The sequence below is a fragment of the Microbacterium sp. HD4P20 genome, assembly GCF_019449275.2.
GTDB lineage: Bacteria > Actinomycetota > Actinomycetes > Actinomycetales > Microbacteriaceae > Microbacterium.
Map to the genome: position 1 here is coordinate 54,845 of NZ_JAHZQZ020000002.1, position 13,073 is coordinate 67,917.

10 protein-coding genes are annotated in these 13,073 nt (G+C 68.2%); 4 read left to right on the plus strand and 6 right to left on the minus strand.

The annotated features are described in order from the left end of the window. Positions 1–12 precede the first annotated feature (12 nt). The 3 genes from K0817_RS00465 to K0817_RS00475 all read left to right on the plus strand — a co-directional run bounded on the left by K0817_RS00465 (position 13) and on the right by K0817_RS00475 (position 3,454). The gene (locus K0817_RS00465) at positions 13–1,056 is read left to right on the plus strand and encodes a phosphotransferase enzyme family protein (protein ID WP_219978368.1); all 1,044 of its coding nucleotides are present in this window, start codon (positions 13–15) and stop codon (positions 1,054–1,056) included. Continuing rightward, positions 1,053–2,345 (plus strand): aspartate aminotransferase family protein, encoded by a 1,293-nt coding sequence (locus K0817_RS00470; RefSeq protein ID WP_219978369.1) that lies wholly within the window; start codon positions 1,053–1,055, stop codon positions 2,343–2,345. The genes K0817_RS00465 and K0817_RS00470 overlap by 4 nt, the downstream gene beginning before the upstream one ends. Positions 2,346–2,503: 158 nt before the next feature. After that, positions 2,504–3,454, plus strand: a complete 951-nt coding sequence (locus tag K0817_RS00475) for a helix-turn-helix domain-containing protein (protein ID WP_219978370.1) — start codon at positions 2,504–2,506, stop codon at positions 3,452–3,454. Between the two features lie 9 nt (positions 3,455–3,463). Here K0817_RS00475 and K0817_RS00480 read toward each other — a convergent pair whose 3' ends face one another. The 6 genes from K0817_RS00480 to K0817_RS00505 all read right to left on the minus strand — a co-directional run bounded on the left by K0817_RS00480 (position 3,464) and on the right by K0817_RS00505 (position 11,547). Next, a complete protein-coding gene (locus K0817_RS00480; protein ID WP_219978371.1) occupies positions 3,464–4,465 on the minus strand; it encodes an ABC transporter permease in 1,002 nt (333 codons plus the stop codon). Next, entirely contained in the window at positions 4,462–5,994 is a 1,533-nt protein-coding gene (locus K0817_RS00485; protein ID WP_219978372.1) for a sugar ABC transporter ATP-binding protein, read from the minus strand. Before K0817_RS00485 ends, K0817_RS00480 begins: the two co-directional genes overlap by 4 nt. Before the next feature lie 59 nt (positions 5,995–6,053). Then, complete coding sequence (locus K0817_RS00490; RefSeq protein ID WP_219978373.1) at positions 6,054–7,058, minus strand: sugar ABC transporter substrate-binding protein; 1,005 nt, start codon at positions 7,056–7,058, stop codon at positions 6,054–6,056. A gap of 46 nt (positions 7,059–7,104) precedes the next feature. Further along, complete coding sequence (locus K0817_RS00495) at positions 7,105–8,754, minus strand: amidohydrolase (RefSeq protein ID WP_219978374.1); 1,650 nt, start codon at positions 8,752–8,754, stop codon at positions 7,105–7,107. A gap of 246 nt (positions 8,755–9,000) precedes the next feature. Beyond that, on the minus strand, positions 9,001–10,488 hold the full coding sequence (locus tag K0817_RS00500) for an aldehyde dehydrogenase family protein (RefSeq protein ID WP_219978375.1): 1,488 nt from the start codon (positions 10,486–10,488) through the stop codon (positions 9,001–9,003). 156 nt (positions 10,489–10,644) lie between these two features. Continuing rightward, on the minus strand, positions 10,645–11,547 hold the full coding sequence (locus K0817_RS00505) for a LysR family transcriptional regulator (RefSeq protein WP_219978376.1): 903 nt from the start codon (positions 11,545–11,547) through the stop codon (positions 10,645–10,647). Between the two features lie 134 nt (positions 11,548–11,681). Here K0817_RS00505 and K0817_RS00510 point away from each other — a divergent pair, with 134 nt between their 5' ends. Further along, positions 11,682–13,058 carry an aminomethyl transferase family protein gene (locus K0817_RS00510; RefSeq protein WP_253735089.1) on the plus strand — a complete coding sequence of 459 codons (1,377 nt, stop codon included), beginning with the start codon at positions 11,682–11,684 and terminating at the stop codon, positions 13,056–13,058. The last annotated feature ends 15 nt before the right edge of the window (positions 13,059–13,073 follow it).

Sequence of the window (13,073 nt, forward strand, 5' to 3'; positions counted from 1 at the left end):
GAGAGGTTTCCGATGGAGATCGATGCCGCCTTCGAACTCGTGCAACGCACCCTTCCGCTGTACGGGATGGATCAGGAGTGCGCGGTGACGTTCGTGAAGTACCGCGAGAACCACGTCTTCCGCGTCGATGCACCCGACGGCGGCTCGGTTGCGGTGCGCCTGCATCGCCCGGGTTATCGCGATCAGCAGGAGATCCTCACCGAGCTCGCATATCTCGATGCCCTCGGCAGAGCCGGTGTTCCTGTCCCTGATGTGCTGCGCGCCCAAGACGGACGCCTCGTGTGCGACGTCGCCGTCGGCGAGCACGCGCGCAGCGTGTCCGTGCAGCGGTGGATAGACCACGCGACCCCCTTCGGCGACATCGACGGCGCGCTCTCCGGTCGCCATGACCCGCCCGCCGCGCAGTTTCGTGACATCGGCGTCGTGCTGGCCCGGCTGCACGACGCCGAAGCCATGGTCGGTCGACCGGGTTCCTTCCGGCGCGACGCCTGGGACGCGGATGGACTCGCGGGCAGCCGCCCCCTGTGGGGCGATCCGGCAGCGCTGCCCGGCCTCACGCCGAGGGACAGGGATTCGGTGGCTCGCGGGAAGGTCCACGTTCACCGCAGGCTACGGGCGCTCGACACAGGTCCCGAGGTTTTCGGCATCATCCACGCGGATGCGACGCCCGAGAACGTGCTGATCACCCCCGACGGCGTCGTGCTCATCGACTTCGACGACTTCGGCACGGGGTGGTTCGCCTTCGATCTGGTGACGGCGCTCTTCCACCACGCGCGCAACCCCCGCTACCCCGAGTTCGAGCGCGCCCTCCGCGACGGGTACTCGGAACTGCGCCCGCTCCCGCCCGCCGAGGAATCCGCGTGGGACGACCTCATGCTGGCGCGCGGCCTGACGTACCTGGGGTGGGCCGCCGAGCGGCCCGGCGACCCGGCCTCCGATTTCATCACCGAGGTCGTCGCTCCGTGGGTCGCTCGCATCGCCGACGCCGCCACCGCGGGCGAACCGGCCCCCTGGCGCGTGAGGGCGCTCGACGACGAACGACAGGAACACCGATGACCGAAGATCTGCTCGAGCGACGCTTCGCCACCATCGGACGCCACTCGCCGCTGTTCTACGACCAGCCCGTTCACCTCGTCTCGGGTTCGGGGGTGTGGCTGACCGATGCGGATGGGCGCCGGTACCTGGACGCCTACAACAACGTGCCGCACGTGGGGCACGCCCACCCCCGCGTCGTCGAGGCGCTGTGCCGCCAGGCAGCGACCCTCAACATCCATACGAGGTACCTCGACGAACGCGTCGTCGAATACGCCGAGGAGCTGCTCGGCCGCTTCGAGCCCGAGCTCGATCGCGTGGTGTTCGCCAACAGCGGTTCGGAGGCGAACGAGCTCGCCTTCCGCGTAGCCCTGCAGCACACGGGCGCCCGCGGCATCCTGGTCACGGATTACAGCTACCACGGCAACACCTCGCTGCTGGCCGGGCTCACCACCGGGCTCAAGACGCACGAGGGACTCGCGCCGCACGTGCGTTCGTTCCCGGTGCCCGATATGGACGCCGCCGCCAACGATGGGCGGGACCCCGCCGTTGTGCGCGACGAAGCACTCCGCCACGTCGACGAGGCCATCGACCAGTTGCTGGGATCGGGCTTCGGGGTCGCCGCGGTCATCGTGGAGTCGATCTTCTCCACCGAGGGTCTTCCCCGCGTGCCGGCCGGCTTCGTCGAAGGCGTCGCCGCTCGCGTACGAGCGGCTGGCGGACTGGTGATCGGCGATGAGGTCCAGGCGGGACTGGGACGCACCGGGAGCACGTTCTGGGGCTATCAGCGATATGACCTCGTTCCCGACCTGGTGACGCTGGGCAAGCCGCTCGGCAACGGCCACCCGCTGGCGGCCACTGTCACGACGGCGGCGCTGTGGGAAGAGTTCGGCGCCCGCAACGAGTTCTTCAACACCTTCGCCGGCAATCCGGTTTCGTCCGCGGTGGGTCTGGAAGTGCTGCGGATCATCGACGACGAGGGTCTCTTCGCCCGATCGGCGCGTCTCGGTTCTGTCATCCGCAGCGACCTGACACAGCTGACCGCCCAGCACGATCGGCTCGGCCCGGTCAAAGGCGACGGACTGTTCTTCGGCTTCTCGGTGTTCGAGGATGCCGGTCATGCGCGCCCGGACGGCCCGGCCACGCGCCGACTGGTGGAGGAGGTGAAGCGACGTGGTGTTCTGCTCAGCCGCATCGGTCCGACCGGATCGGTGCTGAAGATCCGGCCGCCCCTCGCCCTGCAGGACGAGGACGTCCCGACTCTGACGGGTGCGCTGCGCGAGTCCGTCCTGACCGTTCTCGGTCAGCCATGACGGGCCCGTGACTCCCCGGACGTCGCGTTGACACAGCCGTAACACCGCTGGGGCCACCGCGAAACCTCTCGCAGCGAAGATCGAGTGACTGCGGCGAGAGAAGGGTGTAAAGTGCCACTGATCATATACGATCCTAGTTTCACGATGGGGTGAGACCGATGACTACCCGATACGCATTCCCTCCCGCCTCTCCCGCCAGCGTCCTGGCGCTACCGGACTACCGCGCGGCGGTCGGCGACGCGGTGGTCGCCCTCGATGTGCAAGCCGAGGCTCCGTCGAGCTTTCGCGGCGCGATTCGGGGGCAGTCCATCGGCGACGTGCACGTCCTCGGCATCGCCGCCGACGCGCACTCGGTCCATCGCACCGAGACGCTCATCAGGACGACGGCTCAGCACTACTTCAAGTTCACGCTGGTCGAACAGGGCGCCGGCCTCATCGTCCAGAACGGTCGCGAGACGGCGCTGAGCGCCGGAGACATGACCTTCTACGACACCGATCGCCCCTACTCGCTCATCTGCGCCGACGACACCCGCGTGTCGGTCGTCATGTTCCCGAAGGACCTTCTCGCCCTTCCGGCCGACCTGATCACCCGGCTGACAGCCACCAAGCTCGGCGCCGACTCCCCGGTGGGCGCGATCGTCCGCCCGTTCGTCGCCTCCCTGTCCGGGCAGATCGGCGAGCTCGACCCCTATGCGCTGCGCCGACTGTCACGAGGCGCCATCGACATGATCTCGACGCTCATCGAGGACGGCGTCGATGCGCGCGTGGCCGAGTCGGCGCACGAGACCCTCGTGCGCCAGGTCCTGGACTATATCGACGAGCACCTGCCGTCGCCCGACCTCTCCCCGCCCACGATCGCCTCCGCACACTTCGTCTCGGTGCGGCATCTGCACGCCGTGTTCAACGACCAGGGCACCACCGTCTCTACGGTTATCCGCAACCGCCGGCTCGAGCGATGCTATGACCAGCTCATCGATCCCCGATCGGCGGAGCGGTCAGTGACGGCGATCGCGTTGGACAACGGGTTCGTGGATGCCGCTCACTTCAGCCGTACCTTCCGTGCGCACTACGGCGTGCCGCCGAGCGCCATTCGTCCTCGGCGCCCCTGAACCCGATCGTTACGCCGCCATCGCGAGGCTCCGGGCTTTCGCGGCAGCCAGCCGGACCCGCAGCACGTGCGTGACGGCGCTGAGCCCGATCGCGATGATGAGCGCCAGGCCACTCGCCACGGCCTGCCAGAAGGTGGTCACGCCCAGGAGCACGAGCGAGTTGTTGAGCGCGCCGTAGAAGAGCACCCCGACGACCACGCCGAAGATCGTCCCTTCGCCGCCGGTGAGTGCGACGCCGCCGAGGAGCACGGCGGTCAGCACCACCAGCTCGAAACCGGCTCCGAGCTGACCCGCCGGGGCGCTGTTGAGGCGCGCGATCACGATGGTCCCCGCGAACCCGGCCATCGCGCCGGAGAGGACGAACAGTCCGAACGGCAGCGTCTTGACCCGGACGCCGGAAAGGTAGGCGGCCTCGCGATTCACGCCGACGGCGTAGACGTGCCGGCCCGTCGGCGTGAAGGCGAGGAAGATCCCGGCCAGGATCAGCAGCACCGTCGCGATCCAGACCGAGAGAGGGATCCCGGCCACAGTGCCGACTCCGAGCAGGCCGAACTCGTCGCCGAAGTTGTTACGCGGCGTGGGGCTGATCAGCTGTGCGACACCACGCACGGCGGTGAGGGTGCCGAGCGTCGTGATGAAGGAGTTCAACCCCAGGACGGTGACCACGAAGGCGTTGAAGAGGCCCACTGCCGCCCCCGCCGCGATCGCGAGGATGATGGCCACCATCGGGTTGCCCGAAGCCTTGTCCATCACCAGCGAGGCCACCACCCCGCCGAGCGCGAGGGTCGACCCTACCGACAAGTCGATGTATCCGGCGATGAGGAGCATCGCGACCGGGATGGCGACGATGGCGATCACCGCGCTGTCCTGCAGGATGCCGCGGATGTTCTGCCACCCGAAGAAGGCGTCCGTGGCGATCTGCACCCCGATCACCATCACGATCAGCACGATCAGCAGCGGGCTGCGCACGATCCCTCCGAGCGCGGCGCTGACGAAGCGGTTGTCTGTCATCGGATCGTTCCTTCGGGGATGTCGATGATGCGGGTATCGGGTGTGGTGTCGTGTACGGCAGACAGCAGTCCGTCGGCCGAGGTCTCCGAGACCACGAGCTCGTCCACGACGGCTCCGCGCGCGAAGATGAGGCAGCGGTGGGCGAGGTCGACGACCTCTTCGGGTTCGTTGGTGGCGATCAGCACTCCGACGCCGCGCTCCGCGGCGAGGCGCTTGACCGCGTCATAGATGTCTTTGCGGGCGCCGACGTCCACGCCCTGAGTGGGGTCGTCCAGCAGCATCACGCGCGTTCGGGCAGCGTCGTTCACCCACCGCCCGAGGAGGATCTTCTGCTGATTGCCTCCGCTGAAGCGCGCCGCCGGAAGCTCCGGGCTGACGGGCTTCAGCGAAAGCCAGGAGGCCACGCGATCGAACACGGACCGTTCAGCCGCGAGCGACCGGAAACCGCCCCGGCCCAAGCGGCGCATGGAGTTGACGACCGTGTTGTCGAGCGCGCTGAGCGAGCCGAAGAGCCCCTCCTTCGCCCGGTCGCTCGGCACGAGCGCGATTCCCCCTTTCAGCGCGCGCGCCGGCGACGAGGCGTCGCGCGGCACGCCGTCGACACTCAGCGTCCCTCCCGATCGAGGGAGGCGACCGAAGAGCGTGCCGAAGAACCGCGTTCGGCCCGAGCCGATCAGTCCATAGCACGCGACGATCTCTCCGGGAGCGACGGTGAGGTCGATCGGCCCCAGTCCCGGCCCCGTCAAGCCGCGAACCGCGAGCACCGGAGTGTCGGCGTAGCGCGGCGGCGCGGCGGGCTCGTGCGTCGCGCCGTGCCCGTCGCTGATCGCAGCGACCAGCGAGTCGCGAGTGATCGCCTCCCCGCGAGCCGACCAGACCGACCGGCCGTTGCGCATGACCGTGGCCGCGTCGGCCAGCTTGAGGACCTCGCCGAGAAGGTGCGTGACGTACAGGATGGCGATGCCACGGCCGGCAAGTTCGCGAACGAGTTCACCCAGGCGTTCCGCCTCGGCCCGCGAGAGCGCCGCTGTCGGCTCGTCCAGTATCAGGAGGCGCGCGTCGCGTTGGAGGACCTTGGCGATCTCCACCATCTGCCGCTGGCCGATCGGCAAAGCGCCGACCTTCATGTCGGGATCGATGCCGTGCGCTCCGACTCTGGCAAGGGACTCACGGGTGAGTTCACGCTGCTCGCGGCGTCGGATCAGGCCCGCACGCGTGCGCTCCTGACCGATGAACAGGTTCTCGGCCACCGTGAGGTTCTCCAGCACGCTCAGATGCTGGTAGATGACCGCGACGCCGGCGCCGATCGCCTCTCGAGGAGAGAGGCCGGAGACCTCGCGGCCGTCCAGCTCGATCGTTCCGGAGCTGGGATGGACGCCCCCGCCCAGGCACTTGATCAGAGTCGACTTTCCGGCGCCGTTGTGGCCGAGGAGGGCGTGCACTTCTCCGTCCGGGATGTGCAGGGTGACGTCGTCGAGGGCGACGGTCGCGCCGTAGCGCTTGGTGAGACCGTGGACGGCGACCGCCATGTCCACTCCCTTCGTGAGTGCGGGGTCGGGGCGGATCCATTCCGCCCCGACCGTGATGGTCAGCCGCCGAGTTCAGCGATGTAGGTCGCGAGGTTGGGGTCGTCGGCGGTCACGACCGTGACCGGCAGGTCGACGCTCGCGTCTTCGTCACCCTCCCCGAGGGCGATGGGGATGTCGATCACATTGGCAACGAGCTCTTCGAGCGAGAAGAAGGTGGCCGCGCGGAAGAATCCGCCTTCCTGCATCTTCTGCAGCAGGAACACATTGGGATCGAGTCCCCCGACGTACGTGCTGGGGTCGTCCTCTGCGCGCCCCGAAGCCACCAGCGCCTGGTAGGCCCCCTGGGCGGCGTCTCCGACGGCGGAGACGACGATGTTGACGTCGGGATGCTGCGCGAGCAGGGCGGTCGTCACCGTCAGCCCCTCGTCGGGGGTGACGGCCTGCTGCTCGGCGACGATCTGCAGGTCGGGAGCAGTCTCGAGCAGGCCGTCGAGGAGCCCTTGAGTCCTCTCCTTTCCGATCTGACGCTCCGTCTCGTTCAGCACGATGACCTTCGCGTCGGGTCCGACATTCTCGAGGGCCCATTCGGCGGCGTTCTGACCGACGTCGTACCCGGACTGGTAGAAGCTGAACTGCAACGTCGCGTCCTGGTTCTCCATGTCGCCGCCGTAGGTGACCCAGTACTTCCCGGCGTCGCGGTACTGCTGCGCGATGCCTTCCAGGCTCGCCGGATCCACCGGGAACGACACGACGGCGTCGACGTCGCTGGTGAGGAACGTGTTGAGTTGGCTCACCTGCTTCTGAAGGTCCATCTCGTCATTCGTGAAGACGATCTCGACGCCCTTCTCGGCGGCGCGCGCTTCGACGATGCTCACGATCGCCCCGTATACCGGCAGCGCCGTGAACGGGTAGTCGAAGAGGATCTTGTCGACGGTGCCGCGTTCGGTCGGTGCCGCACTTTCCCCACCGCCCGCGTCGTCGGCAGTGGTGGTGCTGCAGCCCGAGAGGACGAGGCCGGCGGCGATCGCCGTGACCGTGGCGGTGATGCGGATGCTGTGCTTCATGGTGCTCCTTGGTTGTGTGCTTCGGGTGACAGCGGACGCTGATGCGTCAGCGGGCATAGACCTCGCGGCCGGCGAACCACGTCTGGACCGCGTGGGTGTCGACGAGGCGTTCGATGGGCACGGTGTATGGGTCCTGATCGAGGACGACGAAGTCGGCGGACTTCCCCGGCGTCAGTGATCCGGTCACGTCGTCGACGCCCATCGCCTTGGCGCCGTTGATCGTGAAGACCTCGAGCGCTTCGTGGAGCGTGATGGCCTGTTCGGGCCAGAGTCGGCCCGGAGTGCGTCCGAGCGGGTCGGCCCGGGTTACCAGACCCTGGATTCCCTCCCAGGGGTTCGGCGAGACGCTCACAGGCCAGTCGGATCCGCCCGCGACCAGAACCCCGAGGTCGATCAGTTCGCGATTCGGCTGCATCTCGTGGGCGTCGGGCTGGGCGCGAACCTGCGCGATCGCATCCGGGATGACACCGGGGAACCACAGGTACGGCGAGATGTCGGCCGACACGTCCAGCGCCGCGAACCGGGGCCGGTCCTGCGGATGGACGAACTGTCCATGGGCGATCTGATAGCGCACGCCGGAGTGGCCCGCCTCGCGCACGCTCTCGATCGCGTCGAGTGCGACGCGAACCGCGGCGTCGCCCGTGCAATGGATCTTCGCACCAAGGCCCTGGGCGGCGGTGCGCAGCAGCCAGGACTCGAGCTCGGCCGGCTCCATCGTCGTGACGCCGCAATGATCGTGGCCGTGCTCCTCGTCGGGAAGGTACGGCGTGAGGAACGCCGCCGTGTGCGTCGGCGGCACGCCGTCCAGTGCGACCTTCACGAAATCCGGCCGGTGGTGAACGCTTCTGAACTCCTCGCGACGAGCGACCAGTTCATCCCCGAAGGGGGTGTTGGCGAACAGGAAGCCGCTGGACAACAGCGACGAGACGACCCACGCGTGCAACTGGCCGTCGGCGTCGAGGTCTCGGAGGGCCCCCATGATCTCGACGGTGGCCGCGGCATCCTGGAAGGCTGTGATTCCGTAGGAGTGCAGGATCTCGATCGCGCGCGCGCTCGCACGACGGTATCGCTCGGGGGTGCGCTGGAGGCTGGCGTCGACAGCCTCTGTCACGGCGATCGTGGCGGCTTCCATGAGAAGCCCGGTAGGTTCTCCCGTCACGGGGTCGCGGACGATGCGGCCCTGATGCGGGTCCGGGGTCTCGTCCGTGATGCCGGCCGCCCGCAGAGCGGCGGTGTTCGCGAACCGGTTGTGGTGGCTGTCGTCGGTGAGCACGACCGGACGCCCGCCTGCTGCCTCATCGATCCGCCGCCTGGCCTCGACGCGCGAGAAGTCGTCCAGGAGCAGGCTCCCGAACGCTTCGCCGATCACCCAATCGCCGGGCGCCAGAGCATCGGCATAGGCCCGCACCGCCTCCACTACGGCTTCGAAGGAGTCCGTGGGTGCGAAGCCGAGCTGGAAGAGGTCCGCCTCCCCCGCCATGAGGTGATGGTTGTGGACGTCCACCAGTCCGGGAAGGATCGCGGCACCGCCCAGGTCGCGGATCTCGGTTGCGGGACCGGCCAGGGAACGGATCTCTTCGTCCGACCCGACGGCGAGAATCCGCCCGCCGGCGACGGCGAGCGCGGTCGCCTGCGGGAGGGCGGGATCGAGGGTATGAACCACGGCGTTGGTGAGGACGAGGTCGGCAGCGCTCATGGAGACTCCTTTGATCTCGAGGACGGGTAGGAGACATGATCCGTGCTCTCCGGCGCGTGGCGCTTGACCGGGGACGCACCTGCATTGACAGCCGACGCATGCTCGGTCGCGCCTGCCCGGTGAGGCAATCCGCGTGCACCCGGAGGCAAATCGTCCGGTCGCCGCATAGGCGTGAGAAGGCGACAGACCGCCGGCCCCGCAGGGCCGGCGGTCTGTCGTCGCGGTGAGACGCTCGACGTACGCGGGTCAGCCGTTGATGACCTGCGGGACGGCGACGGCCTTCAGTCCTTCGACACCGAACTCCAGGCCGTAGCCCGATCCTTTCACTCCGCCGAACGGAATCATCGGATGGACGCCGCCGTGGGAATTTATCCAGACGGTTCCGGCCTGCAGGCGCTGCGCCACCTTCCGCGCTGCGTCCCGGTCGCTGGACCACACTGATGCGCCCAGTCCCGCCTCCAGGCCGTTCGCCCTCGCGATCGCGTCTTCGACGTCGGAGTATCGGATGACGGGAAGCGCCGGCCCGAACTGCTCCTCGTCGACGAGCGCCACGCCGTCTGCGACGTCGGCCACGATGGTCGTGCGGTAGAAGAGCTCGCCGAGTTCGGCGGCCGGAGAACCGCCGGCGACGACCCGCCCGCCGTTGCGCTTGGCGTCCTCGACCAGGCGGGAGACGATGTCGAACTGCTGCTCGTTCTGCAGCGGCCCCAGCACGTTCTCCTCATCGAGGCCAACGCCCATCGGCACCTGCTCGGCGAGCTGCCCCAGCGCGCTGACGACGTCCTCGTAGATCGAGTCGTGCACGTACAGTCGCTTCAGTGCGGCGCAGGTCTGCCCCGTGTTGATGAAGGCGCCCCAGAAGAGACCTTCCGCGATCGCCTGCGGATCCGCGTCCGGCAGCACGATGCCGGCATCGTTGCCCCCGAGTTCCAGAGTCAGGCGCGCGAGATTGCCCGCGGAACTCTCGATGATCTTCCGCCCGGTCGCTGTCGACCCGGTGAACATGACCTTGTCGATATCGGGATGCGACGCCAGGCGAGCGCCGAGCTCGCGTCCACCGGCGACGCCGATGAGGACGTCGGCGGGCAGCACTTCATTGATGACGGAGAGCAGGGCGAGCACGCTCAAAGGCGTGTACTCACTCGGCTTCACCACGACGGTGTTGCCCATTCGCAGTGCAGGAGCGATCTGCCACACCGCGATGAGCATCGGCCAGTTCCACGGGCCGATGGCGCCGACGACGCCCACCGCCTTGTAGATCAACTCCGCATGGACCTCACCATCGTCGACGACGACCTCTGGCTCGAGGACGGTCGCGGCGGCCGTGCGCAGCCAGGCGGCGCATCCGCCGGCCTCGAACCGCGCGCCAGGGCCGTTCAGCGGCTTACCCTGCTCGCGCGAAACGATGCGCGCGAGGGCCTCGGCGGACGCGTCGATGCGATCAGCGGCGGCGAGCAGCAGCCGGCTGCGTTCCTCATGGCCGAGCGCCTCCCAAGCGGGCTGTGCCGCCTTGGCGCGTGCCACGGCGTCGTCGAGCTCGGCCACGGACTGTTCCGGAGCTCGTCCGATGACCTGCCGCGTGGCGGCGTCCTTGATGTCGCGACCGCCGCCGGCGACCGGCCGCACGCGGTCGAGGAGTGCATCCTCCTCTTGCGCCGACGAGGCTCCGGTCGCATCGGCGGGTGCGTCCCCGTCGACGGCGGGGTCCGTGAGGGCGGGTGTGGGATCGGACATCTTCGTCTCCTTGGGTGTGAATCCGAGGCGGTGCGCGCGAGCGCGCCGCCGATGCCCTGCCAGCTTGCGCCGGCCGCGCTGTCGCCGCTTGTCGAAGAGCGCTCGACGAATGACGGGGCGCGAACGATAAGACTCCGCCGCCCGATCGATCAGGCGTCAGGCGTGCTCCTGCTGCAGGAACTCCTCCAGCGCCTGCAGTCGTGCCGTCCGAGGCGCGCCGTGCGGACGGGCCAGGCCCACGACCGTGCCGGGCACCTGGTCGGCGATCTCGAGGATCCGCACCGAGTGGCCGTCGTATGTCACGGCCGACTCCGGCCGCTGGAACAGGATCGCGTAGCCGAGACCTCGACCGACGAGGCACCGAGCGAGCTCGAAGCTCGCGGTGCGGTGCCCGATCCTCGGCTGCAGGCCGAGGGTGGCGAAGATGCTCTCGGTGTTCTGTCGAGTCGGACTCAGGTCGAGCATGATCAGGGGCTCGGCGAGCAGCTCGCGCAGGTGCACGCTGTCGCGGTGGGCGAGGTCGTGCCCTTCCGCGACGATCACGTGCGGCTCGTACGCGTGCACGGGCTCGAAGGTCAGCCGTTGCGACACATCGACGCTGTACATGAGCGCGGCGTCGATCCTGCCCTGCAGCAGCAGCTCGTGCAGCTCGGGTGCGGATGCCTCGACGAGCTCGATCGTGAGCCCCGGGTGGTCCCTGGCGAAGTCTTCCATGATGCCCGGGAGGAAGAACGGGGCGAGCGTCGAGAAGCACCCGACACCGAAGCGTCCCGTGAACCCTGTCCCCGCCTCCCAGGCGTCCGACACGAGCGAGTCGACGCTTGCCAGTACGCGGCGGGCGTGGGAGAGCACCCGAGACCCCGCCGGCGTCAGCGTGACACCGCGCCCCTTGCGCCGGACGAGAAGCTGCAGGGAGAGGTGGCGTTCCAGTTCGTCGATGGCGAGGGTCAGCGCGGATGCGGAGACATGGCAGCGTTCGGCCGCTGCCAGGAGCGTTCCCTCGGCGGCGATCGCGTCGAAGTACTCCAGTTGACGCAGTGTGAAAGGGACCGGGCTCATCTCAGTTCTCCTTATATGGAAGATCGCAGAAACATGTTTTACATGTGAGACGCCGGTGTCAAGACTGGGGGAAGGCGGGAAAGCGCCGCCAGGCGACGATGCTGTCGCCGCGTCTCGTTCAGAGAGGAATCGACGTGCCCAGCAATCTCGAAGAGGCCATCCAGCAGGCCGGAAGCCCCGTGACCCTCCTGTGGGAGTCGCAGTCTCCGCCCGCCATCGTCCCCCGCGTCGTTCCCGAGTTCTCGAACTGGCGTGACGAGCAGCTGGCGTGGCGCCGCACGGCCGTGCTGTACGACCAGTCGCATCACATGGCCGACCTGAACATCTCGGGCCCGGACGCGCTCAAGCTCATCCGCGACACCGCGGTGAACAGCGTCGAGGAATTCCCGGTCGACATGGCCAAGCAGTACGTCGCGGTCAGCCCGGACGGGCACGTCATCGGCGACAACATCCTCTTCCATCTCGCCGACGACGAGTATCAGGCCGTCGGGATCCCACCCTCGATCAACTGGCTGCACTACCACGCAGAGACCGGCGGCTACGACGTCCGGATCTGGCGGGACGACAACTCCCTGTATCGGCGCGGCGATCCCAAGGTGTACCGGTATCAGGTGCAGGGCCCGGGTGCACTGGAGGTCATCGAGGAGGCGACTGGTCAGGAACCGCCCACGCTCAGATTCTTCCGGATGACGCGCTTCACGATCGGTGGCAAGGAGGTGCGCGCGCTGCGGCACGGGATGGCGGGCGAACCGGGCTTCGAGATGTGGGGCCCGTGGGAAGACAACGAAGCGGTTCACAGCGCCTTGCTCGCAGCAGGCGAGAAGCACGGCATGATCCAGGTGGGCGGGCGCGCGTATCACACCAACGCGCTGGAATCGGGGTGGCTGCCGCGCCCGCTTCCGGCCATCTACAGCAACGACGCACTCGCCGGATACCGCCGCTGGCTGAGTGAGAACTCGTACGAGACGACCTCGCCCCTCGGCGGAAGCTTCTACTCCGACGACATCGAGGACTACTACTTCACGCCCTACGAGCTCGACTACGGCCGCATCGTCGCGTTCGACCACGACTTCATCGGGCGTGAGGCCCTGGAGAAGATGATCGCCGACGGGACCACCCGCACACGCCGCAAGGTGACGCTCGTCTGGAACGGCGACGATACCGCGGAGGCCTATGGCTCCCTCTTCCGCCCGGGCCCTGGGGCGAAGTTCATCAACCTGCCCATGGCGCTCTACGACACGTTCCACTTCGATCGCGTCGAGACGCCGGGCGGCGCCCTCGTCGGCCTCTCGACCTGGACGGGTTATTCGGCGAATGAGCGCGCCATCCTCTCGCTCGCGGTCGTCGACGAGAGCCTCGCCGAGCCGGGAACCGAGGTTGTCGTGGTCTGGGGAGAGGACACTCCGTCGTCGAAGGTTCAGGTCGAGGATCACGTGCAGGTGAGGATTCGCGCGACGGTCCAGCCGGCTCCGCTCGCCGAACGAGCGCGCACCACGTACCGCGCCGACTGAGGCGCCCGCGGCGAC